Source organism: Streptomyces sp. NBC_01363, from assembly GCF_026340595.1.
GTDB lineage: Bacteria > Actinomycetota > Actinomycetes > Streptomycetales > Streptomycetaceae > Streptomyces.
Window position 1 is genome coordinate 5,576,853 of the sequence record NZ_JAPEPF010000001.1, and the last position, 24,660, is coordinate 5,601,512.

General features: G+C 68.7%; 16 protein-coding genes and 1 pseudogene. 10 read left to right on the plus strand and 7 right to left on the minus strand.

The annotated features are described in order from the left end of the window. Positions 1–46: 46 nt before the first annotated feature. From OG611_RS25320 to OG611_RS25340, 5 genes are all read right to left on the minus strand, one after another. Entirely contained in the window at positions 47–1,390 is a 1,344-nt protein-coding gene (locus tag OG611_RS25320; RefSeq protein WP_266424281.1) for an IS630 family transposase, read from the minus strand. Positions 1,391–1,574: 184 nt separating this feature from the next. After that, a complete protein-coding gene (locus tag OG611_RS25325; protein WP_266424284.1) occupies positions 1,575–2,810 on the minus strand; it encodes an IS701 family transposase in 1,236 nt (411 codons plus the stop codon). Between the two features lie 303 nt (positions 2,811–3,113). Then, the gene (locus OG611_RS25330) at positions 3,114–4,157 is read right to left on the minus strand and encodes a hypothetical protein (RefSeq protein ID WP_266424287.1); all 1,044 of its coding nucleotides are present in this window, start codon (positions 4,155–4,157) and stop codon (positions 3,114–3,116) included. Positions 4,158–4,188: 31 nt separating this feature from the next. Then, positions 4,189–6,138, minus strand: coding sequence for a DNA/RNA non-specific endonuclease (locus tag OG611_RS25335; protein WP_266424289.1), 1,950 nt, complete (start codon positions 6,136–6,138; stop codon positions 4,189–4,191). 260 nt (positions 6,139–6,398) lie between these two features. Continuing rightward, complete coding sequence (locus OG611_RS25340) at positions 6,399–9,767, minus strand: ALF repeat-containing protein (protein ID WP_266424292.1); 3,369 nt, start codon at positions 9,765–9,767, stop codon at positions 6,399–6,401. 551 nt (positions 9,768–10,318) lie between these two features. Between OG611_RS25340 and OG611_RS25345 the strand changes: the two genes are divergently transcribed. The 4 genes and pseudogenes from OG611_RS25345 to OG611_RS25360 all read left to right on the plus strand — a co-directional run. Then, entirely contained in the window at positions 10,319–10,846 is a 528-nt protein-coding gene (locus OG611_RS25345) for a hypothetical protein (protein ID WP_266424295.1), read from the plus strand. Between the two features lie 118 nt (positions 10,847–10,964). Next, entirely contained in the window at positions 10,965–13,106 is a 2,142-nt protein-coding gene (locus OG611_RS25350) for an FG-GAP-like repeat-containing protein (protein ID WP_266424298.1), read from the plus strand. Between the two features lie 168 nt (positions 13,107–13,274). Beyond that, positions 13,275–14,618, plus strand: a complete 1,344-nt coding sequence (locus OG611_RS25355) for an IS630 family transposase (protein ID WP_266424281.1) — start codon at positions 13,275–13,277, stop codon at positions 14,616–14,618. Between the two features lie 471 nt (positions 14,619–15,089). Then, positions 15,090–16,292 (plus strand): annotated as a pseudogene (locus tag OG611_RS25360) (IS4 family transposase); the annotation flags it as partial. A gap of 831 nt (positions 16,293–17,123) precedes the next feature. Here the strand turns inward: OG611_RS25360 and OG611_RS40710 are convergent. Next, entirely contained in the window at positions 17,124–17,315 is a 192-nt protein-coding gene (locus tag OG611_RS40710; RefSeq protein ID WP_323180225.1) for a hypothetical protein, read from the minus strand. A gap of 54 nt (positions 17,316–17,369) precedes the next feature. On the opposite strand from OG611_RS40710, the gene OG611_RS40715 reads away from it, so the two are divergent. From OG611_RS40715 to OG611_RS25375, 3 genes are all read left to right on the plus strand, one after another. Further along, positions 17,370–17,669 carry a trypsin-like serine protease gene (locus tag OG611_RS40715; protein ID WP_323180227.1) on the plus strand — a complete coding sequence of 100 codons (300 nt, stop codon included), beginning with the start codon at positions 17,370–17,372 and terminating at the stop codon, positions 17,667–17,669. Positions 17,670–17,919: 250 nt separating this feature from the next. Next, positions 17,920–18,597, plus strand: coding sequence for a TNT domain-containing protein (locus OG611_RS25370; protein WP_266424301.1), 678 nt, complete (start codon positions 17,920–17,922; stop codon positions 18,595–18,597). A gap of 7 nt (positions 18,598–18,604) precedes the next feature. Continuing rightward, complete coding sequence (locus OG611_RS25375; protein ID WP_266424303.1) at positions 18,605–18,838, plus strand: hypothetical protein; 234 nt, start codon at positions 18,605–18,607, stop codon at positions 18,836–18,838. Between the two features lie 112 nt (positions 18,839–18,950). On the opposite strand, the gene OG611_RS25380 is transcribed toward OG611_RS25375, so the two are convergent. Further along, complete coding sequence (locus tag OG611_RS25380) at positions 18,951–20,435, minus strand: FG-GAP-like repeat-containing protein (protein WP_266424305.1); 1,485 nt, start codon at positions 20,433–20,435, stop codon at positions 18,951–18,953. Between the two features lie 810 nt (positions 20,436–21,245). Between OG611_RS25380 and OG611_RS25385 the strand changes: the two genes are divergently transcribed. The 3 genes from OG611_RS25385 to OG611_RS25395 are packed head-to-tail and all read left to right on the plus strand — an operon-like array spanning position 21,246 to position 24,576. Then, positions 21,246–21,749, plus strand: coding sequence for a hypothetical protein (locus OG611_RS25385; protein WP_266424308.1), 504 nt, complete (start codon positions 21,246–21,248; stop codon positions 21,747–21,749). Further along, positions 21,719–23,137, plus strand: a complete 1,419-nt coding sequence (locus OG611_RS25390; protein ID WP_266424309.1) for a hypothetical protein — start codon at positions 21,719–21,721, stop codon at positions 23,135–23,137. Before OG611_RS25385 ends, OG611_RS25390 begins: the two co-directional genes overlap by 31 nt. Further along, on the plus strand, positions 23,134–24,576 hold the full coding sequence (locus OG611_RS25395) for a VWA domain-containing protein (RefSeq protein ID WP_266424312.1): 1,443 nt from the start codon (positions 23,134–23,136) through the stop codon (positions 24,574–24,576). Before OG611_RS25390 ends, OG611_RS25395 begins: the two co-directional genes overlap by 4 nt. The last annotated feature ends 84 nt before the right edge of the window (positions 24,577–24,660 follow it).

Here is a 24,660-nt window from a genome sequence, read left to right on the forward strand (position 1 = left end):
AGGAATCCAGCACTAGTGTCCTGCGCCGGAAATCTCGGCCTTAAGTTTACTGATGGTTTTCAGTGTCTGGTGGGGTGATCCTGGTGAGGTAGTCGGCGAGGGAGTTGAGGATCTCGTCGGCGGTCTTGGTCCAGGTGAACGGCCTGGGATTCTCGTTCCAGGTGGCGATCCACGCCTTGATGTCGCTCTCGAGGGCTTTGACAGAGGTGTGGACGCCGCGGCGGATGAGCTTGTCGGTCAGCAGGCCGAACCATCGCTCGACCTGGTTGATCCAGGAGGATCCGGTCGGGGTGAAGTGGACGTGGAAGCGGGGATGCCGACCCAGCCATGCCTTGATCTCGGGGGTGTTGTGGGTGGCGTAGTTGTCACACACCAGGTGCACGTCGAGTTCACGCGGTACGGCCTTGTCTATCGTGACCAGGAACTTCTTGAACTCGATTGCCCGGTGGCGGCGGTGGAGTTCGCCGATGACGGTGCCGTCGGCGATGTTGAACGCGGCGAACAGGCTGGTGATGCCGTGGCGCAGGTAGTCGTGGGTGCGGCGCTCGGGCATGCCCGGCATCATCGGCAGCACTGGCTGGGACCGGTCCAGCGCCTGGATTTGGCTCTTCTCATCGACACACAACACCACCGCCTTCTCGGGCGGGTTGTGGTAGAGGCCGACGACGTCGACGACCTTATCGACGAACTGCGGGTCGGTGGACAGCTTGAACGCATCCTGCAGGTGCGGCTTGAGGTCGAACTTCTTCCAGATCCGCCCGATGGTGGACTTCGACAATCCGGTGCGCTTCGCCATCGAGGCGCGCGACCAGTGGGTGTCCTCCCCCGGAGTGGACTCCAGCGTCGCGACGACCACGTCCTCGACCCGGTCAAGCAGGATCGAGGGCGGCCGGCCCGGGCGCGGCTCGTCCGCGAGCCCGTCCAGACGACCCGCGATGAACCGCGACCGCCAGCGGTTGACCGTCGCCTGCGCGATGCCGAGCTCGGTGGCGACCTGCTTGTTCGTCCCGCCCTCCGCGCAGCGCAGCACGATCTTCGCGCGCAGTGCCAGGAACTGCGCGGTCTTCGCCCGCCGCGCCCAGCGCGTCAACTGTGCATGCTCGGCCTCGGTGAGGACCAGGTCCGGCTTGCGCCGGCCCGGCCGTGGCTCGTCGGCCAGGCCCGCCAGCCGGTGAGCCGCGAACCGGGAGCGCCACTTGCGCACCGTCGCGACGTTCACGCCCAAGTCGGCCGCCACCTGGGCACTTGACGCACCATCCGCACACGACAGGACGATCCGCGCGCGCTCGGCCGGACGAGATCCCGCCCCACCACCCGCCCAACGCGACAACTCGGCGCGCTCCTCCCCAGACAGCACGACCTCGACAGCACGCGGACCCCGATGCGACATGAAAACAGCCTACAGACTTACAGCAGCAATTTCAGGTGCAGGACACTAGTAGTACTTCGTTAGGTTGTGGCTCTGTGGTTGCGGTGTTGTCGTTGTGTGTTGGGTAAGTCGCGGTGGCAGGTGGGGCATGTGCCGGTCCATGCGCGTATGAGGTCCTGGAGGGTGTCGAGGACTTGGTAGAAGGTCAGGCCGGCGCTTGGGCTTTTGGGTCGAGGCGCCGGAGGGTGAGGAAGGCGTGGGCGGCGGTGACCAGGGTGACGTGGTGGTGCCAGCCGCGCCAGGTGCGGCCTTCGAAGTGGTCCAGGCCGAGGCCGTGCTTCATCTCGCGGTAGTCGTGCTCGATCCGCCAGCGCATCTTGGCCAGGCGGACCAGCCGTCGCAGCGGGGTGTCGGCGGGCAGGCTGGTCAGCCAGTACTCGGTGGGCGTCTTCTGGCCTGTCGGCCATTCGTTGAGCAGGGTCAGTGCGGGCAGCGCCCCGTCCCACGCGGTGGATCCTCCCGCCGCGGCCATCGCGTGGGTGCGGGCTGCGACACCGGCCGGACGCACGTTTTGCACCAGGAATCTCGAGCGCATCGGCCCCTTGGAGCCTTTGCGCCAGGTCGCCTGCCGGTAGGCCTTGCGGCTGGGTTCGGCGGCCAGGTCTTTCAGCGAGAGCGCCTTGGTGCGGTAGCGGGTGGCGGGCTTGCGTCCGTCTCCGCTCCAGGCCGGCGCGGTGGGGACGGCGTCGTACGGGTGGGCGGATTCATCCGCCCTCACCGCGACGACAAAGTCCAGGCCACGATCGGCCAGACCCTGCCGGAAGGCGTTGTTCTGGCCGTACCCGGCGTCGGCGACGATAACCTGCGGGGCAAGGCCCCAGGAGATCGCCTCGTCGATCAGGTCAAGGGCCAGCCGCCACTTCTCCCGGTGCCGCACCTCCTCGGGCATCCCCGCCCTGGCCCGACGCCCGGCATCGTCCTGCCATTCCTGCGGCACGAAAAGCCGCCACGAGATCGGCACGGAAGCGGTGTCGGACGCGGCATGCAGGCTCACCGCGACCTGGCAGTTGGACTGCTTGCCCAGAGCTCCGCACCACTGTCGGCCCACGGCCACCGACATCTTCCCGTCCTTGGGGAACGACACGTCGTCGATCACCCACACCTCGGGACCCACCGCCGGGACCGTCTTGACAGCCACCGCCCGCAACACCGCGGCGTGGTCCCACGGCGACTGGTTCACGAACTGCTGCAGGGCCTGCATGTCGCCGTCCGGCAGCCGCTCGGCCATCGGCTGGATCGACTTCCTCCGGCCGTCCAGCATCAACCCGCGCAGATAACAGTCGCCCTTCGCCCGCTGATCCCGGCGCGACACCGACGCAAACACCTCAGCCACGAACCCGGCCACCTCGTCCCGGAGTTGCTCGATCTCGCCCAAGTCCACAGGAGCAGCATGACGAAACCAATGCCCAAGATCAAACCAACCTAACGAAGTACTACTAGTGTGATGCGCCAGAAATCGCGGGCTTAAGTCTGTCGCTGGTCCGGTCCTTCGCGGTGCGGCCAGGGCTCGTCGGCGGGCCACAGGAGCGGCCCGCCGACGGAGCTGTCGTGTATTGACGGCGCCCCGGGGCGGGGATGCAGCCGAGTCGCCGTGCGCGTCAGCGGGGCCAGTTGAGGGAAGAGCGTGGTCACGTCGAGTGGCCGTGGAGGGTGGTGAAACTCATGCTGGCTCCCGACGCACCCCTCACTGGATCAGCTCGATGTGCGGGTGGTCCGGGGAGACCGGGCAGACGTGGAGTTGCAGGTCGTAGCCGCCGACGATGTCGATCAAGGTGAAGTTGCCGTCCTGGGCGCCCAAGGGAGGCGGGGCCGGGGCCGTCCGTTCCTCCTCGGGGATCCAGGTGACGCTGGCGGCATCCCATTCCGAGGAGGCGATGGTGAGGAGCGGGACCGCCTCGGTGCCGCACTCGGGGCAGGGGCGGGCGACGGGGTCGGTGACGCCCCAGCGGGTCCAGCCGCCGGTCTTCCAGCCGGGGGCGTGGCAGAGGTTCTTCAGGTAGAGCTCGCCCGGGTCGTCCGCGTAAGTGTTGTACAGCGCAGGGTCGATCGTCTCCCAGCGGCGCTCGTCGTCCAGCTGGTCCTGAAGCTCCTTGCTCAGCTCCATGGGGTGGGGATAGTCGGTGACCTGCTCCGGTGAGAACAGGCACGGCTCCGGCAGGTAGTACACGGACTGGACGATCGGCGGCTCGGGCGGTGCGTCGAGGACATCGGTGACGGTGGCGGAGGAGCGCCAGAAGAGTGCTGTGCGGGGGTGGGCGGCCTCCTCATGGTCGAAAGGGCACCACAGGACCTGGAGGAGGTCGGCGTCGGACGGCCGCGTGAAGGGGATGTCGCGGGCGTATAGCTGGGCGACGGGCAGAAGGGGGATCGGGCCGTCGAACCACGGGCGGCCCACCTTGATCCGCTCCCAGTTCTCACGTTCCTCGGGGGTGGACTCGGGTGCCTCGGGGTCGAGGCGCAGCCGCTCGGTCGCTGCGGCAAGGTCGCGGCGGAGGAGCCGGACGTCGTCCGGGGAGTAAACCACCGGCGCCGCGTGCCTGTCGTGCGGCTCGTCGCAATGCGGCCACGGCTCGTCGGCGGGCCACAGAAGCGGCCCTCCGACGGAGCTGTCGTGCACGGTCGGCGCCCCCGGCCGCGGATGCAGCCGGGTCGCCGTGCGCGCCAACGGGGCCAGTTGAGGGAAGAGCGCGGTGACGTCGAACGGCCGCGGTGGGGTGGTGAGACTCATGACGGCTCCCGTAGGCGCGAACTGGGTGGGATCAGTTACCGAGGTTGAGCGTCCCGGTGTTCCCCAGGGTGTTAGTGACGTAGACGTTGGGGAACAGTTCCTCGGTCGCCCCATTGGCCCGTTGGATACTAGCGTTCATCGTGACGCCCACCGGGATGGTGCTGTTCGCATCCTTGTAGACGGGTGTCACCTCGTAGAGGACCGCGTCGTTCACTCCGAAATCGGCAAGCGGGCCCTTGATCAGGCTCTGCGCCTTGGACTCGAAGGTCCGCATGCTGGGCGTGCCCGTGTTCATCCCGGACTGCCAGCAGGGGACGAGGTTGAACCGAGTGACCTTGGTCGTGCCCTTGCCGCCGAGAATGTTCGCGATGAGGTGGCAGCGGGCCAGCAAGGAATTGGGCGAGTTGGCCGCCTTGAACGCCTGAGCGTCCAGCCAGCCGGTGATGTCACCGGAGGTCTCGCTCCCCTTGGCGGTCGCCCTCCCCAGGCATGCCTGCGCCTTGGTCGGCCGCAGTCCGGCCCCGCTCGTCGGGATGGTCTGCTGGACGAGCGGAACCGGCTCGGTGGTGTTCTTGAACCATCCGTCGCCGTTCGGGAGCGAGCCGGCCGGCGGAGGGTCGTTCAGGCAGCTGGCCTGCGGTCCGGTATCCGGCGTCGAGATCGGCAGCTCGAACTGATCGGCGTCGATCACCCGCTGGTCCTTGAAGCCGTCGGCGAGCTGTGTGTCGGCAAACTGCTTCTCGGTGGGCGTGACATGGGCCTGCACACAGGGTGAGGCGGGATCGTGTTCATGGGCGTCGTTCAGGATGTACGTGTCCCATTCCCCGTTACCGAGGTTGGGGATCACCTGGACGCACTGGGCGCCGGGAGCACCGCCCTCCTTCGCCTCGCCGAAGGGGAAGTCGCCACAGGAGTCGGCGTCGACGATTTCCGTCTGTGCTGTGAAGCCGCCACACGTCCGGGCGGTGCGGTCGGCCACGCCGCTCGTCGACCGCGTCAGAGGGCTGCCCTTCTTGCCCCAGGCGCCGTTGAGGTTCTTCTGCGCCCAGCCGTAGGCGGCGACGGCGCCACCCGGGTCCGACTCCGTAGCGCTCATCGGCACGACGGGCATGATCGAGGGGATGGCGCAGCCCGCCGACGAGGTGCCCCCGACCGCGTCGTCACAGCGGATCTTGCGCGGGTTGTCCCACGAGGCGTTCGGGTCGACGACCGTTGCGCCGGGTGAGGTCACGTACATCTTGTACGAGGTGGTGAACTCCACGGCGGTGTTGGCGGCGGGGGTCGAGGAGTAGGCGACGGAGCCGCTGACGGACTGGCCCAGGGTCAGATCACCGCCGTACCAGGGCGCGGTCTTCGTCGTCGTGCAGCCGGTCGTGCAGGAGGCGCGGAACTTGGCGTTGAGGGCGGTGACATCGCCACTCGCACTCGTCATTTTCGCAGTGATCTGCTCCTGCCAGACTGTGCCCTGCGCGGGAAGGGTCGCGCTGGTGGAGACCTGCAGGGTGCCGCGTCCGATCTCCTTGCCGGTGCTGTCGCGCAGGATGTAGAGGACGTTCACCCCGGTCACGCAGTACTCGAAGCGCTCGTAGGTGTAGTTGCCGGGGTTGGTGATGTCGCAGGTGCCAGTGTCGGCGGCCGCGACTGCGGCCCGGCTCTGCTGTGGTGTCGTGGTGGCGGGGCTCGTGCTCACACACGCCTCGGCGGCGCCTGCCTGGCGTTCCTTCGAGCCTGCCTGCGTGGGCTCGCAGTGCTCCCCGGACTCCGCCCGGAACGCGGCGGTCTCGGTGAGGGGCGTAGTAGCCGGCAGGTACGCCGAGTTGAGTCTGCCCACCCGCTGCGGCTTCTCTTCGGCCCCCTGCTGCGCCGGGCTCATGCCGGTCGTGGTGAGCCCCAGCGTCACCACGGTCAGCAGGGCCAGTACGGTCGATCGGGCACGTCTTCGTCCGGGCCGTCCAGGTCGTATCGCATGCATGATCGTCATACCTCTCCTTTTGGCGTGGGTGCCCCGATGGCTTCGGGCAAGGGACAATGGGGGGCACCGGCACAGCGGTGCCCTCGGACAGCGGACAACTGCCGGACATCCAGGGGATCCGGACCGGCACGGTCAGCAGTTCGCCCGCGTGAGAGTCGTTCTCGTGCGGTGGGGACCGGCTGGGCCGCCGGGCTCGCCGGCGCCGGGATCGTCCAGGCTCGGGCCGAGGCCGTTCGGGTCGGCCGGGTCGCCGAGCACTGTGACGCAGGTCAGAAGATGGACGACAGGGCCTTGGTGGCCCCCGATACGACGTCCTCGCCGACGTCGGCGAGCTTGCCGACGACGGGCTTGATGAGCTTGCCGCCGAGCGCCTTGTCCGCGGCACCGATCCACTTGGACTGGCCGAAGGTGACCAGGCTCAGGCCGGTGCCGATGGCGGATTCGATGAACTCGCCACTGGAGAAGCCGTGTTCGATGCCGGTGAAGAGGGTGCCGAGGGCGCCGGCGCCCATCGAGACCGCGGCGAAGAAGCCTGCGGCCGCGGCCGCAGGGGGGAACACGAAGGCGGCGAGGGCGCAGCCCGCAGCCAGGAACCCGGCGCCGACACTGATCGCGTTGAACGCGTCGGCGTAGAAGCCGGCGTCGTTCCACCACTCGTCGGCGTTCGCGCTGGTGCCATTGGGGTTGATCTGGTTGTTGATGTCCTTGTCGGCCGGGTCGATCTTGGCCTCCCGCTCACGGCGGGCCTTCTCGGCAGCCGCCTTGGCAGCCGCCTTGACCTCGGCCTCACGCTTGGCCGCAGCGATCTGCCTGGCCTCGGTGGCCGCAGCCGCCGCCGTCGCCGCGTCCTTGCCCGCCGCGATCGAGGAAGCGCGGGCGTCGGCGGCCGAAGCCTGGGCGCTGTACGACGACTTGAGGGCGGCGCGGGCGGAGTCCATCGCCTTGTTCGCCGAGTAGTTCGCGGAGCGGGCGGCACCACGGGCGGTCGACGCCGCCGTGCTCGCCTTGTCCGCGGACGCCTTGGCGTCGGCCGCGGACTTGTCGGCCGCGTCCGCGTTCCGCCTGGCCTCGTCGGCGTAGTCGTCGGCCTTGGCCGCGGAGTCAAGTGCCTTGGCCGCCCACTCCTTGGCTTCGGCAGCGGCGCTACGGGCGTCGGCGCCGGCCTTCGATGCCAGGGCGGCGTTCTCCTGCGCCTTCTCGGCGATCTTCGCCGCAGCCGCGATGGAGCCGCGGATCGCCGCGACATGGGTGGCGGTGTCGTGGTCGAGCTGGGCCGTCCGGAACTGCACCAGGGAGACAAAGTTGCGGCGCATCCAGGCGGGCCCCTCCATGGCCACCTCGGCGTACGCCTTGGTGAAGGCACCCCCGGTGTTCATCAGCGTGAGGGTGAGGACCGCGTCATCTTCCCGTATCGCCTCGGGGTAGTCGTGGTCGAAAAAGTTCTGCAGCGATTCGGTGGTGTTGAGGTCGAGTGCCTTGTTCGCCGCGATAGTGACGGCCTTGCCTGGGTTCGAAGCCAGGATGCGACCGATCGCCACCCGGTTGTCCTCGTCGGAGGCCTTCTTCATGCCGCCGGTGAGGAAGTCGCCGACCGCCTTGGAATCGGGGCTCTCCAGGGCGCCCTGGGCCGCTTCGGCGATCCTGGGGCCGGCGATCGTGGCCACGTGGAGCGTGGTCTCCCGGTCATCCTGCCCCTGGGCCAGGAGCCGGTCGAGGTCGATCCAGGCGTACACGTCGTCGTCCGTGCCGGAGAGGGCGAACTGGGCCGCCTGCCGGGTCCAGGCGCCCCTGGAGCTGAGCAGGGCGATGGCCGCCTTGCGCCCCTGAACCGCCGCGACCGCCATGTCGTTCGCCGCCAGCGCCTGCTCGGCCTTGGTGATCAGATCCTTGGTCGCCTGATCGGTCTGCTGGGCCTGGCCGACCTTGTTCTGATAGGCAGTCAGCTCCTTTGTCTCAATCTCAGCGAGCAGCCTGACCTCCTCGATGGCCTGCAGTTTGTCCTGCTCAAGGGTTTCCGCCTCGGCCTTCCGCGCGTTCTGCTCCACCAGCAGGGCGTCCGAGACGGCCTTGGTGGCCGTGTTGGCGGCCAGCACAGCCGCCGCCGCGTGGGCGGTGGACCTGTTGGCGTAGTCGACGGCCTTGCCCGCGTACTTCACGGCCTCCTCGGCGGCGGCCGCCGCCTTGTCGGCGTGATCCGCCGCGGAGTTGGCGGCGTCCCGGGCGGTGCGGGCGGCCGCGGCCGCGATGGTGGCGAGGGTCTGGGCGGTGGAGGCGGCATTGGTGGCCCGGTTCGCGGCGCTGGATGCAATCGCGGCCTGGCGCTTGGCCTCTGCGGCCTCCGACTGTGCGGCGCCGGCGGCGGCGCCGGCCTGGGCGGCGGCGTTCGCGGCGGCGGCCGCGTTGCGTGCGGCGGAGGCGGCGGCAGAACCGGCGGCGGCGGCCTTGGTTCCGGCGACGGCGGCCTGGTCGGCCGCCTTGGCCGCGGTACGCGCCTTGGCCGCGGCGTTGCGGGCGGCGACCGCCGCGTTCTTGGCGGCCTCGGCCTTGCCAGCATCCTTGGAGGCACCGATCGCGGCATGGAAGGCGCGGGCCGCGGCGCTGCCGGCGTTCGCGGCGGCCTGGGCGGCGCCGGTGGCGGCCCAGGAGGCGCGGCGGGACGCCGACACAGCGGCGTTCGAGGCGTTGATGGCGTTACGGGCGGCATCCGCCGCGCCCTTCGCAGCGCCCGCCGCCTTGCGGGCCGCCGCCCCGGACTTCTGCACATCCTCCTTGGCAGCGGCCGCCTCGGCGGCGGCCTTCTCCGCCGCCTCCTTTGCCTTCTCCGCGGCGGTCTGGGCGCGCGCGGATGCCTCGACGGCCAGGTTCGTCTCGCGCTCGGCGCGCTTGCCCTCCCGCACGACGACGGCAACGAGTTCCTCGATCGTTGCCGACTCCTGGTCCCGGGCACGGGCGATGTGCTGCCCGGTCTCGATGAACCACTCCACGTCGGACGCGGTGCCGCTGAGGGCACGGTCGGCGTACTTCTGCACCTCTGGGCCGGCCTGCATCAGCATGGTGGTGACCTGGACCCGGGCGTCCTCCAGGCGCGCGTCGTACTGGGTGTCGGTGAGGAACGCGGTCAGGGTCGGCTGGGTGTCGGCGTTCAGCGCGGCGGTGGCGTCTCGCTGGACCGCCTTGTCGCCGGTGCCCGACACGATAGTGGTGGCCACCCGGAGGTCCTCGAGGATGGCGGGTTTGAAGCCGTCCCTCAGGAAGTCGGCGATGGCGGCGTCACCGTTGTCGAGGGCGGCGACCGCCTCACGGCGCAGGCCCTTGCCCGCGCGGTCCAGGCTGCTGACGATGGCGACGCGGTTGTCCTGCACGGTCTGGTTCGGCAGTGTTTCGGCCAGGAAGGTCTGGATCTCGCTGTCGGAGCCGAGCAGGGCCTCGGCGGCAGCGGCCTTGACGCCTCTTCCGCCCGATATCCAGGCTTTGACCACCTTCGCCCGCTCGGTGTCCGGCAGCGGGACGGGATTCGGCACTGTGCCCTCCACCGCGGCGGCGACTGGGGCGAGTAGCACCGAGGGAGTGGAGGCTACGGCGGTGGCGGCGGCGAGCGCACCAAGCACGCGGCGCCGGCTCCAGAAAGTTGTCTGCATAAGAGAGTTGTCCTCGTATGAGCTGTTGACAGACATGTCGGATCTCACTAGCAGGGCGATTTCCGACGTGCCCGTGGGATGGAATGCCAATGGATGCGAAGTAGCGTGCAGGCAGGGCCTCTTGTAGTGCCGGACCATATCAACTGCTCATACATGAGAAGTCAATTGGGGAGCCCAATCCTTCAACGCGCGTTGGAAATCAGCTTCTGACTGCTTCTCAGGGATCATTTACATGTCCTTCACAATCTTCCGCACAACCTTTGTGGAATGTGATGGGGATCACGAATGACGCGTGAGGTTTGCCGCAGTATGCATGGCTTTCTGCACTCGACCTGGGGGTCACTTCATGTTGGTATGACGAAGCGGATGGTGATCGCCGGGGCAGGGGGCCTCTCACTTCGAGAGGTAAGGGAGCTGTTTTCCAGGGGAGTTGAGGCATGTCCGGCAGGGTGATGTCGATATCGCATTCCTGCGCACCCGAATTCGATCCCGATGATGAACATCCGGCCGTCAGCGACGAATTTGGGGATGCAATGAAGGAATACAGCAGAATGTCCGTGAAGCCGCAGCGTAAGCGGCTTGCGCGGCGCGCACTGGGCGCGGCCGCGGTCGGCGCCCTGGCTTGGATCGCTGCGACCACGGGCATCCCCGGCGTGGTATCGCAGCAGACAGGGCCCACCGCACTGGTCGCGGGGGACGCCCCCGGTTCCGCGGTGGAGGATTTCAGCTATCCGCTGGCGGACAAGATCCTGGCCGAGAGGAACATCGTCCTCAAGCGCGGCGACGGGCACATCACCCTGGCCGACTGTGCGGGTGGCACCGGCCTCCTGGAGATCCTGGCCCGCGACAGGACGGACAAGATCTGCTTCAAGGTGGTGGGCGACTCCGGCTGGCTGGCCCTGGAGCTCCCCGCGGTCTACGCGATCAAGGGCAACGACTACACGACTGCGGTCGACATGACCGTAGGTACCGAGGAGAAGTCGTTCGACATCGCTAAGAACACCTGGACCTCGGTGGGTGAGACCGCGGACCCAGAGGGCCGCGATCACATGCTCGTCGAGATCAGGTCCTCCAAGTAACCCGCCGGCGGAGCCTCGCGCCGGAGCCGCCACGCTCCGCCGGACAACGTACTTCGAGCTCGCCCCGAGTCTCCTGTGTTCGGCTGCTTTCAATTCCTAGAATCTGTAAGGAAATTACGTGTCTGGTAGACGTTCCGGTGCGATACGCGGCATGGCGCTGTTCGCACTTGCCGCCGCCATGGGTGGCACCACCCTCGCGGTACCCGCGCAGGCAGTGGTCGGTACCCCCGCCGCCGCAGGCAGCTACTCCTTCACCGCGCAACTCAACATCGGCGACGGCGACAAGAGCCGTGCCTGTACTGGCGCGCTGGTCGACGCCCAGTGGATCGTGACCGCCGCCTCCTGCTTCGCCGCAGACCCGCAGGCACCCGCCGAGGTCGTCGCCGGGAAGCCCGCGCTGAAGACGATCGCCACGATCGGCCGCACCGACCTGACCGCCACCACCGGCGGCCACGTCAGCGAGATTGTGCAGATCGTCCCGCGCGCGGGACGCGACATGGTGATGGCCCGGCTGGCCGCCCCCGCCACCGGCATCGCTCCGGTCAAGCTGGCCACGACGCCACCCGCCGCCGGTGACGCGCTGAAGGTCGCGGGCTACGGCCGGACCAAGACCGAGTGGGTGCCGGACAAGCTCCACGAGGCCAACTTCACGGTGGACTCCGCCACCGGTGACGCGCTGAACATCACCGGCGCCACGGCCGGAGACGCGATCTGCATGGGTGACAGCGGCGGCCCCGTCCTTAGGGACACCGGCAGCGGCTCGTACGAGCTGGTCGGCGTCAGCAGCCGGTCCTGGCAGGGCGGCTGTTTCGGCACCGAGGAGACCCGCAACGGCGCGGTCGCCTCCCGCGCGGACGGCGCGGCCCTTGGCGCCGCACTGCTGCCGGGGCAGCGGCTGCTGTCCGGTGACTCGCTGATCTCCAACTCTGCCAAGGCCACTCTCCAGGCGGACGGCAACTTCGTCATCGCCTCCAACGCCGGAAAGACCCTGTGGTCCACCGGCACCGGCGGCAACGCGGGTGCCACCGTGAGTCTGGACGCAACCGGCAACCTCGTCGTACTCAAGGCGGATGGCACCACCAAGCTGTGGGAGTCCAAGACGTCGGCCCCCGGCGGCTCCGCCGTCCTGACCGACCGCGGCAACTTCGTCGTCTACACGGACAAGAAGGAGTCACGCTGGTCCAGCGGGACCGTCATCCGCAACGACTACAACAACGACGGCCGCAGCGACATCGTCGACTGGTACGACTACACCGACGGCCACGACGCCATGCACCGCTTCATCGCGGGCCCCGACGGCACCTTCCTGCCGCCGGTCACCAGCTGGACCCGTCCGGCCGGCGGCTACACCGCCGACAACATGAAGTTCCTCACCGGCGACTACAACGGTGACGGCACCGGCGACGTGGCGGCCTTCTACGGCCACACCGACGGTTCGATGGCCCTCTTCACCTGGCTAGGCAAGGGCGACGGTAACTTCGCCGAACCCCTCACCTCCTGGAAGGTGGCGCCCGGCAACTGGACCGCCGCCAACGTGAACCCGCAGAGCGGCGACTTCAACGGTGACGGCCGCGACGACATCTCCGTCTGGTACGACTACGCCGACGGCAGCGACAAGCTGTTCACCTTCCTGGCCAAGCCCGACGGTGGCTTCGCCAACCCGGTCGCGTCCTTCAGCAGGCCGAAGGACAACTGGTGGGTCGAGAACATGAAGTTCGGCACCGGTGACTACAACGGTGACGGCCGCGACGACCTCGCCGTCTTCTACACGTACAGCGACAAGTCCGCGCGCCTGTTCACCTTCCTCGCCAAGCCCGACGGTGGCTTCGCCGACCCGGTCGCCGGCTGGGAGTCACCCAGCTGGGGCGAAGGCGCCCGCTCCACTGTCAACTCCGGTGACTTCAACGGTGACGGCCGCGACGACATCTCCGTCTGGTACGACTACGCCGACGGCTCCGACGGCATCTCCACCTTCCTCGCCGAGGCCGACGGCACCTTCAAGACCCGCACGGTCGCCGCCACCATCCCGGCGGGCAACCTGTGGCGCGAGCACATGAAGGTCGTCGCCGGTGACTACAACGGCGACGGTCGTGATGACCTCGGCTTCATGTACGGCTACGACGCCGGCACGATCCGCATGTTCACCATGACGTCGAAGGCCAACGGCACGTTCAACGGCCATACGGGCAGCTGGTCCTCCACCGGCTCTGCCTGGACCTTCGAGCGGGTCCACCTGGTGGAGCGCTACACCCAGCAGTAACCACCTCGCACCACCCGCACCACAGCACTCCCGCACGGCCCCGGCCACCCAGTGGCTGGGGCCGTGCGTCGTGTGGGGCCTCGGAGGCATCAACGAAGAGACAATCCCTCGCCCGAGGCCTAGTGTCCTGCACCTGAAATTGCTGCTGTAAGTCTGTAGGCTGTTTTCATGTCGCATCGGGGTCCGCGTGCTGTCGAGGTCGTGCTGTCTGGGGAGGAGCGCGCCGAGTTGTCGCGTTGGGCGGGTGGTGGGGCGGGATCTCGTCCGGCCGAGCGCGCGCGGATCGTCCTGTCGTGTGCGGATGGTGCGTCAAGTGCCCAGGTGGCGGCCGACTTGGGCGTGAACGTCGCGACGGTGCGCAAGTGGCGCTCCCGGTTCGCGGCTCACCGGCTGGCGGGCCTGGCCGACGAGCCACGGCCGGGCCGGCGCAAGCCGGACCTGGTCCTCACCGAGGCCGAGCATGCACAGTTGACGCGCTGGGCGCGGCGGGCGAAGACCGCGCAGTTCCTGGCGCTGCGCGCGAAGATCGTGCTGCGCTGCGCGGAGGGCGGGACGAACAAGCAGGTCGCCACCGAGCTCGGCATCGCGCAGGCGACGGTCAACCGCTGGCGGTCGCGGTTCATCGCGGGTCGTCTGGACGGGCTCGCGGACGAGCCGCGCCCGGGCCGGCCGCCCTCGATCCTGCTTGACCGGGTCGAGGACGTGGTCGTCGCGACGCTGGAGTCCACTCCGGGGGAGGACACCCACTGGTCGCGCGCCTCGATGGCGAAGCGCACCGGATTGTCGAAGTCCACCATCGGGCGGATCTGGAAGAAGTTCGACCTCAAGCCGCACCTGCAGGATGCGTTCAAGCTGTCCACCGACCCGCAGTTCGTCGATAAGGTCGTCGACGTCGTCGGCCTCTACCACAACCCGCCCGAGAAGGCGGTGGTGTTGTGTGTCGATGAGAAGAGCCAAATCCAGGCGCTGGACCGGTCCCAGCCAGTGCTGCCGATGATGCCGGGCATGCCCGAGCGCCGCACCCACGACTACCTGCGCCACGGCATCACCAGCCTGTTCGCCGCGTTCAACATCGCCGACGGCACCGTCATCGGCGAACTCCACCGCCGCCACCGGGCAATCGAGTTCAAGAAGTTCCTGGTCACGATAGACAAGGCCGTACCGCGTGAACTCGACGTGCACCTGGTGTGTGACAACTACGCCACCCACAACACCCCCGAGATCAAGGCATGGCTGGGTCGGCATCCCCGCTTCCACGTCCACTTCACCCCGACCGGATCCTCCTGGATCAACCAGGTCGAGCGATGGTTCGGCCTGCTGACCGACAAGCTCATCCGCCGCGGCGTCCACACCTCTGTCAAAGCCCTCGAGAGCGACATCAAGGCGTGGATCGCCACCTGGAACGAGAATCCCAGGCCGTTCACCTGGACCAAGACCGCCGACGAGATCCTCAACTCCCTCGCCGACTACCTCACCAGGATCACCCCACCAGACACTGAAAACCATCAGTAAACTTAAGGCCGAGATTTCCGGCGCAGGACACTAGGGCCCCTCGCCATACTTCTCCAGGTCCTCGACCTCGAACCAGTTGTTGGCGTTCACGCGGAGACTCAAGAACTACCGGGGTGTCTCGTGGGTCCACGGGCGGAGCCATAGACGGGAGCGGTCGTGGCAGGAACAGGAGTCCTGTATCGACCCCGTTCCTGCCACCGCGCCCACCCACCCCGACACCCTGACCACCCGCAACAACCTCGCCAGCGCACGCTGTGCCACCATGGTCGCCCAGGGAGGAGACGGCACACCGTCAGCTCCTGCCCGAGTGACTGGGGCATGAAGTTCATCTCAATTGTGCAGACAGGTAGGAGCAAGTCTGTGCTCCGGGAAGACGCGCGTCATGGACTCAGTCGGCATGTGGGCAAGTGCAGGGCGCTGCTTTAGGGCCAATACCGGTGACTTTGAGGGTGTCGGCTCGTTGTGTTGGGTGTGCCAAGGCCGGGACAGGTGAAGTCGGTGGGGGGCGAGCGGTTTTCGGATCGCATCGCTCTCGGAGTGTTAACGCGTGCGTTTACGCCTGATCTGGTGGACGAGGTGGTGGCGGAGTGCGGGCGTGTTGAGCAGCGTCAGCGGCTGCTTCCGGCACGGGTGGTGGTGTATTTCGTGCTGGCGATGTGCCTGTTCTCGGGGCAGGGGTATGAGGAGGTCGGGCGTCTTCTCACGCAGGGTCTGGAGCGTCAGGGCCGCTGGGTAAAGGGGTGGCGGGTGCCTACGAGCGGAGCGATCGGGCGGGCGCGGCTGCGGCTGGGGCCGGAGGTGCTGAAGGCGTTGTTCGCCCGGGTGTGCCGGCCGGTGGCCGTCGCGGGGTCGCGGGGCGCCTGGTTTCGGGGGCTGCGGTTGGTGGCTGTGGACGGGACGACGTTCGATCTGCCGGACACGGTGGCGAATGCCGGGTATTTCGGGCGTCCGGGGACCGGCCGTGGGCAGGGCAGGAGTGCGTATCCGCAGGCCAGGGTTGCGGCTCTGGTCGAGTGCGGCACTCATGCGGTCTTTGCTGCCGAGGTCGGTCCGCTGGCGGTGCACGAGACCGTGCTGGCCGGGCGCCTGTTCTCTTCGTTGACCCGGGGAATGCTGCTGATGGCCGACCGCGGGTTCCTCGGATTCGACCTGTGGCGGGCCGCCGCGGCAACCGGCGCCGACCTGCTCTGGCGGGTCAAAAGCAACGCGGTGCTGCCTGTGGTGACGTCGCTGCCCGATGGTTCCTACCTGTCGGAGATCGTCGCCGCCCGTGACAAGAACCGGCGGGCCGACCCGGCCCGGGTCCGCGTCATCGAGTACACCCTTGGCCCACGCGGGAAGGACGGCACCGTCTACCGGCTGGTCACCACCCTCCTCGACCCGGACACCGCGCCGGCGGCGGAACTTGCCGCGCTCTACGCCGAACGCTGGGAGATCGAGACCACGCTGGACGAGATCAAGACGCACCTGGGCGGGCCACGTCTGGTCCTGCGCTCCCAGCACCCGGCCGGGGCCGAGCAGGAGATATTCGCGTTCCTCCTCGTTCACCATGCCGTGCGGGACCTCATGCACGAAGCCGCACGACAGGAGGGACACGATCCGGACCGGATCTCCTTCACCCGCGCCGTGCGCGTTGTCCGCCGCCAGGTCACCGCCCAGGCGGGCTTTTCCCCCTCCCGACTCACGCGGGCCCTCGCACAGACTCTGCTTGAAATCGGTCAACGGCTCCTGGAACCACGGCGGTTACGCTCCAATCCCCGTGTCATCAAACGCAAGATGTCCAACTGGGCCCTCAAACGCACCGAACACAACAACCAGCCCCGGCCGGACACCCCAGTAGTCACCCTCGTCGGACCCACCAAACCAGCCCCAACCTCCCGGAAAAAGACCTAAATCACCGGTATTGGCTTTAGGGCACTTGTTCCAGAACCGCTACTGCTTGACAGAGCCAGTGACAAGGACTTGTCATCGCCCAGGAGACCGACCGTCTCTCCGGCAGCCACGAGGGGAAGACTTGCACTGGGCGGGACCGGCTGCAGAAGCGCTGTGAGAAGCCCGCAATTCGGGCGGCCTCGCTTCCTGTCGTTAATTGCGGCCCCTCCGGTGGCCAGCCGGTGGCCGGACGCCATTGACGGTGTAATACGAGGTGACACAGTTCAATCAACCGCATGTGCTTTGATCAGGCAAAACATCACTCTGTGGCGCGACCGGGCACCACGTAACACGAACACTCATGGTCTTGCAATGCGTTGGTCTTGAGGTCCCGCGCTGTCCACGGTTCAGAGGGCGTACAGCGGGCCGGCTCCCCGACACCGAAGCCGACGACGGACAGCCCATGAAGCGGTTCGGTGTTTCCTCTGAGGCGTACTGCGGCAGGGCCATGCCAGGGACTTTTCAGGGACTTTCACGTCTGTCTCGGGAGATTCCAGGGACTTTCCGCCGCGTAGGCAGGGAAGGCCCTGACAGTGCTGAAAGGCAGAAAAGTACTGGTCAGGGCCCACGCGATCAGCACTCGATGATGTTCACCGCGAGCCCGCCCCGCGCGGTCTCCTTGTACACGTTCAACAGGCGTACCGCCGCTGCCGCGCCGGCCGCCTCTGTACTCACCGCGGCCGGGCTCGCGGTCACCGCGACACCCGCCGCCGTCCACGGCGGTCGGAACACCACCGTGGTGGACCATCCGTACGCCATGCTCATAGAGACTCCGGACGGCGAGCAGTTCTGCGGCGGCACCCTGGTGGCTCCTACTGGGTGCTCACCGCCGCACACTGCATCAAGGACGCGGTCGCGCCCCGCGACCTGCTGGGTTGTGCGCCCTTCACCGAACCGGGCGAATCCGCCGCCCTCAAGGTGTGCGGGATCCCGGCCGCCGGGACCCACGACAGCGTCTGCCGCGGCGACTTCGGTGGCCCACTGGTCGCCGGCGGGAAGGCGATCGGTGTGGTCTCCACGGGCAACAAGTACTGCGACGACCTACCCGGTCTCCGTCTTCACCCGGGTCAGCGCCATCGCCGCCGGGCTCGGCCTCCCGGTCGCGTGACCCGCGGTTGACGAAGGGACAGGGCTGTCCCTGCCGCGCACCCGGTCGTCCATCCCGGTGCCCATGAACCAGCGACGGCGCAAGAAGGTCTCCCGGCGGCCCCATCCCGAAACGGTCGCCCACCTCGTCGCAGCGGGAGTTACCGCGGAGCCCGACAGGATGGCCGGTTTTCAGCGGCACGGCGCGGACGCTGTGGGTGAATGAATGGCTACTCTTCGTCAGTTACCGTGAATGATCTTCAGCACCCGAGGGGACACCTGAATGAACCGCATGCGCAACGTGCTTGCCGTGCTCGGCATCACCGCCGGGCTCATCGCGGCCCCCGCCGCGAGCGCCTCGGCGAAGCCGGAGGACCGGTCGTCTTCGTCCAAGGTCCACCACGAGCCCTGCACCGGTGAGTTCCGCGGCGATGCCCGACTCGGTCCCAAGTGGCTTCCGAACACCCGGTTGGCACCCGTGGGCCCGCTCCTCAAGGGGTACAAGCGCACCGGAAACCTGTCCCCGCAGGCCTTCCTGAAGAAGTACTGGGAAGGCCCCGCCGACTCCGGCAGCTGGAAGTACCCGCCCAACGACGGATTCGGTCAGGTCAACGGGCAGATCGACAAGGAGCCGACCAAGCTGCGTCCGGGCCAGCGTCTGGACCGCTTCGGCTCCGAGTACGGCGGCTACCTGGCACCCGCCGGTGACGCTTACGCCGAGCGCGCGCTGCCGCCGCAGAACCTCAACACCCGTGACGCAGCCGTCGCTTGTGACTACCGCGTCTACAAGGTGGCCAAGCCCTTCTGGGTGTGGCAGGGCAGCATCGCCCCGTGGTTCGAGCAGCCGGGCGGCGGTCAGCAGATCAAGCTGGACGCGGTCTTCCTCGACCCGGGCCAGGGTCAGCGGCTGAACGTCAAGTGGTTGCTGGAGCACGACTACCTCACGTCCGCCGGCGCATAGCTTCGGCGTGGACCGCCGGGAGCTGTACGCGGCGCTGAGCCGGGCAGGCGTGGCCGACGGCTACTACCGCATCGAGGGCGTCCACGAACCGGTTCCCACCCCCACGGACTTCCTGTTCCTGCGGCAGGCACCCGACGGGGTGTGGGAGACCGGTGCGTACGAACGCGGTACCTACGAGGTCATCGCACGGCACCCGAGCGAACAGGCCGCCTGCGAGCATCTGTTGCGCCTTCTCCTCTGAGGAGCCGGCGGAGTGGGATGAGCCCGCGGGCGAGGTGAGGGACGACGTCCGTTTGGTGATCGGCCCCGGCGTACGTCCGGCCGCGTCCCGCGCGCGACCGGACGTACGGGTGTCAGCTCTCTGTGTGGACGCCGGTCAGCGCCGCACCGAAGTAGCCCTTGGCGTCGCGGACGGTGATTCCGGCGCTCTTGCCGCACAGGTTGACCGAGCCGCTCAGGACGGGCCCGGAGGCCGAGCCGCGGGCGACCCACACGCAGCCGTCGCTGTTCTCGGTGGGCACGCCGACGATCGTCTCGGCCCTGCCGTCCTTGTTGAGGTCGGCAAGGTGCACCGCGGCACCGAACTGGTCCCCGGTCTCGGCGGCGCCCGGCACGCCCGCGGTGTCCTGGGTGTATCCGGCCGACTTCGCCGTGGTCAGGCCGGAGGCGGAACCGCGCAGCAGCACGGCCGTGCCGGCCGACTTGCGCGTGCCGACCGCCTCCTCGGGGGAGCCGACGAGAACGTCGGCGTAGCCATCGGCGTTCACGTCTCCGATGCTGAGCGACTGGCCGAACCGGTCGGCGTTCTCCGCGACGCCGGGGACCCCCGCCGTGTCCTGGTGGAAGATCTTCGGGCGCTGGGCGGTGGTGATGCCCTGCGCACTGCCGTACAGCACCTGGATCTCGCCACCGCGGTGCGCCGAGCCCGTGCCGCCGGAAAGGGAGTCGTCATCGGCGATGCCGGTGACGAGGTCCCCGTAGCCGTCGCCGTTGACATCTCCGATACGGCCGGAATGGCCGTCGGCGTAGGGGAGTTCGACGGGCCTGGCATCGAGGCCGTCTTCGCCGGGAGGGCCGTTGTCGATGTACACCGATCCGCGGAGGTCGTCGTCCGAGGGGCCCGGCAGCCAGAACCGCTCCGCCCTGCCGTCGTGATTCACATCGCCCATCACCACGCCGCGGGTTTCGCCCATGCGCCATTCCCGGTAGTTGGAGGCGCCCTTTCCGGTGCGGGAGAAGGGGCCGGTGTACGAGGCCCCTTCGCATCGGGAGCCGATGGAGACCTCCGGGGCGCCGTCACCGTTCATGTCCCCGGTGGCCAGGGACATGCCGAAGCCGCAGTACGTGCGTCCATCCCCGTAACCGGCGGGCGGCGAGATGCTCGCGCCTCCCTTCAGCCCACCGGAGCCGCCCCACACCACGGTCACGGAGCCCCGGCCGTCCTTGCCGCCGACATCCTCGCCCTGCGCACCCACCAGGAGGTCCGCGTAGCCGTCCCGGTCCAGGTCGGCGCTGGCCACGGTCCGGCCGAAGCCGTCCCATGCCTCGGGATCGCCCGGGATCCCGGACGTCGCCTGCGTGATGACGGTCCGGCGCGTGGCACTGACCGAAGAGGCCGAACCGTAGAGAATGACGACCGCTCCGGCCTCCGCCACGCTGCCATTGGCCGCCGACGGAGCACCGACGGCCAGGTCGCGGTAGCCGTCGCCGTTGAAGTCGTCCTGGACGGCTGCAGTGTTGGCTCCCTTGTAGGGGGCTGCGGCGGAAGACGCTGTCGGGACCAGCGGGACGGCAACGACAGCTGTGATCACGGCAGCAGCCGTGACAGATCTGCGCAACGGGACTCCTTGACTCATTGACTCAAGCAACGAAACGTCCCCCTCGACACGCGAGGGGCACAAAAGGTTGTACGGACCCGGAGCGCCGGGTCGGCGTGACCGTCCCGAGCGTCCGGCGAAGCGCCACAGCCCCTTCTCTTGGGGTGGGTAGTACGTTCCGATGGTGAACATCGCAACCCGAACGGGTGATTGACCCCTCAGCCGGTGCGACGCCGCGCTGGGGTGCGGCTATCTCTGCTGCTTGTGATCGAGAACTTGCTGCGTGCCGCCACGGCGGTCGCTCTCACCGCCCTGCCCCTGACCATGACGAGCCCGGCGTCCGCCGGAGAAAGCCCGGTCGTACCACGGGCGACCCCATGTGCCGCCGTCGTGGCGCCTGCCGGACATGTCTGTGTGCCCTCGCCGAAGCAGTGCATCACGACGCCGTGCCCCCAGTACGACCTCGTCGCCATCCCGTTCTACCCGCTGCCCCCGGGCGGAGGGATCGTGGCCCCCCGAGGAGCAGCCCGCACTCTCTGACGCCTGCCCCGGGCACGGCGCGCTCCGCTCCTCGCCTCGTGCCCGGGGTCCTCGCCGAAGCGGGCCGCACTGTCGACAGCCCACGCTCAGGGTCCCAGGACAAGTGCCGCAGCCGGCGTGCGGAGCACGGCTCGGGACCGGGGCAGCGGGCTCCACGCGTGTCCGATGCGCAGCCAGGTGCGGGGACCGTCGTGCGTCCGCGACCGGGCGTTGTCAGTGGTCGCAGGTACGTTCGGTCGTGTCCTGCCATTGTGGCGCAGAAGTCGCCCTGGTGCACAGAGGAGTGGTGCGTTGTCAGACTGGGAGAGGTCGAGCACGGCACGGGTGACGGCACCCGCACGACCGCGCAAGCTGGCCAAAGTCCCGTTCGTCGAGCTGGCCGACGGACGCCTGCAGGGTGTGGTGTCCAGCGGCTCGGACATCGGCCGGGTCTATGTGTCGTCGGTCGCCGCCGGCACCTACACGTTCGCCTGCAGCACCAACAACAACCGGCCGTGCGGCGGCGCGCGGGGGTCGTTCTGCAATCACATCCGGGCCCTGGTCAACGAGGCGGTGCTGCAGTACGGCGCCGAGCGCGTCGCCCGCTACCTGAAAGTCGAGACCGCTGACGGGGAGCCGAGCGCGCACACCATCACCGCCGGCATGAGCGACGCACGTCCGCCGCAGGGCGACAGCAAGGCCGCCGCACCCGTCTTCAGCCGGTTCCTGCGCCACCTCGCCTACCTCGAACTCACCCCGACCACCGCACCGTTGCCGGAGATGCAGTGGTTCCCGCCGACCAGGGCGGTGGCATGATGCGCACCGACCTGCTCTCGGAGACCATCACCGGGCTCGATGAAGCCCTCACGGCCGTCGACGCCTTCGACCGGGCGCTCGTCGCCGGCCTGCTCCGTCCGCAACCCGCCCGGACCGCCGGGCTGACCGGACTCGCCCACGCGGTCGCCGGGACCCCGCTCGCCGCCAGGGTCGCCGAGGCGGCGGAGAAGGCGGCGGGCGGAGCCGCGAGCGAGGACCACTTCGTCGCCCTCGCCGCCGCACGCACCGCACTCCTCGGTTCCGTCCACGACGCACTGATGACCCGCATCGAGGAGGCGACCGGCCGACCCCGCAGCGAGGAGACCGTCCCGTCGCCCACCGGGCAGCAGGCGGTGAACCTGCTCGCCGCCGCCCGCTCCTGGCTGTCCGATCTGGCGCGCTCCGGGTGGCAGGGCATCGACCACGACGTGGTCTCCGGGGCGGCGCCGGTCGTCTCCGCGATGCTTCCGGACCCCTCGCTGCGCCGCCTGGCGACGCTCCTCGACGGATTCGCCGCCGAACTTGCCGCGTCCTGTCCGGGCACGTCCCTGGAGCGGATCCCGGCACGACGCTGGGCCGACCTGTGGGCACGCGCGCTGCTGCTGACGCTGCCCGGTGCGGCCGATGTGCCGGTGACCGGTACGGCCACCGGCCGCCTCCTGCCCCTCGGCGTCGACGTCCATGAACACGCGACCGCCGTACAGGCCCAGGTCCACGCGGTATTCGAGCCTGCGGACGGTACGTCGCCCCGCCTGTTGCGTGCCGGAATATCGGTACCGAAGCCCGACACGGTCGTCGGAGCGGGGCTCTGGCAGCTGCTCCGCCCGCACATGTCGCTCCTGGCGGCCGTCAGTGAAGGCCGCTCGATGGACCTCACCGACATGCCGGTCACCGCCGAGGGCGACCTGGTCTGGAGCGACGAGCACGCACGCCGGGGCGAGCCCGCCGATGCCTTCGCCACCGCTCGCGTCGCGCTGCCCACCGCCGCCGACGCGGCGACCGCACCCCTGGACCGGCACCCGGCACGCATCGCCGTCCCCGTGTTCCTGGAGGGCTACGCCGCCCACAAGGATGACGACGCACTGACGTTCACCTTCGCCGGAGACCCTCTCGCCGTCGACACCGACCGCATTCCGACCGCCGGGCCGCTCACCCCCGAGGCCGTCGCGGCATCCGGCGTGTGCATCGGACTGCTCCGCTGGGACGCCGGGACGTACCGCGTCCAGCCCCTGGCCGTCGAGACGACCGTACGGAAGAAGGCTGTCGCGATCCACGCCGGGGGATGGGCCGGCGGCACGACCGACAAGGCCGGAGTCAAGGCCGAGAAGGCCGCCACCGACGCCGTGACCGTGCTGCGGGAGCGTGCGGGGAGGCTGCTGCGGAAATGACGGAGCACACGACGGAACGATCCACCGAGAACACGACCCCGCGGGCCCCGGAGGCGGACCCCCAGGACAACCGCCGCCAGGTGCTGTACTGGCGGCTCCTCGCCCGGCTCTTCGACCAGGAGGAACAGGGCACGCTGGAGTCCGCGAGCCTCGCCGTCGTCGAGGACATCGGCCTGCCCTCCGCACTGCTGGACCCACAGGTCTCCGTCGACTCGATCGTGCAGCGCCACCCGGAGCTGGTCGCCGAGTTCGACGGCCTGATGGCACCCGCCCCCGACCCCGACGACGCACGCGACCGGGCCGCCGAAGTACGACGGGCGGCGCTGGTGTCGAAGGTGCTGCTCAACGTCTTCGCCTCCGCCTCGGGCACGGTCACCGCAGGACAGCTGGCGCGCTGGCAGTCCGACGCGGGCTGGCTGGAGCGCGCGCTCGGCTGCAAACCCGGCGAGCTGCGTGGTGGCCGTGCCGGGGGACGGACCGCAGGGCCTGGTGCAAGCCCGACCGGCAGCGGCGGTGGCGGAACGACCCCCGACCTCAGCCGGCTGATTCCGGCCATCGGCCCGGAACTCGGCACGATCGAGGCCGACCTCGTCAAGCGGATGCACCTGCGCGAGGTACTGGCCGACCCCCGGCTCGCCGCGCAGCTGACCCCGAGCATGTCACTCATCGAACAGCTGCTGCGCGACAAGAACAACCTCTCGGGCGTGGCCCTGGCCAACGCCAAGGACCTGATCCGCCGCTTCGTCGACGAGGTCGCCGAAGTACTGCGCACCCAGGTCGAGAAGGCCACGGTGGGCGCCCTGGACCGTTCCGTCCCGCCCAAGCGGGTGTTCCGGAACCTCGACCTCGACCGCACGATCTGGAAGAACCTCACCAACTGGAGCCCGGAGGAGGAGCGGCTCTACGTCGACCGTCTCTACTACCGGCACACGGTCCGCAAGACGACACCCCAGCGGCTGATCGTCGTCGTGGACCAGTCGGGCTCGATGGTCGACTCGATGGTGAACTGCACCATCCTGGCGTCGATCTTCGCCGGGCTGCCGAAGGTGGACGTCCACCTGATCGCGTACGACACACAGGCCCTCGACCTCACGCCCTGGGTGCACGACCCCTTCGAGACCCTGTTGCGCACCAACCTCGGGGGCGGCACCGACGGCACGGTGGCCATGGCACTGGCCCAGCCGAAGATCGCCGAGCCCCGCAACACCGTCGTGGTGTGGATCTCCGACTTCTACGAATGGCAGACCGAGCCACTGTTCGAGAGCATGGTCGCCATTCACCGCTCGGGAGCCAAGTTCATCCCCGTCGGCTCGGTCGCCAGCTCCGGCCGCGGCAGTGTCAACCCGTGGTTCCGCGAACGCTTCAAGGACCTCGGTACGCCGGTGCTCTCCGGCCACATCCGCAAGCTCGTCCACGAGCTCAAGACATTCCTCGCCTAGAGACAATACCGGTGATTTAGGTCTTTTTCCGGGAGGTTGGGGCTGGTTTGGTGGGTCCGACGAGGGTGACTACTGGGGTGTCCG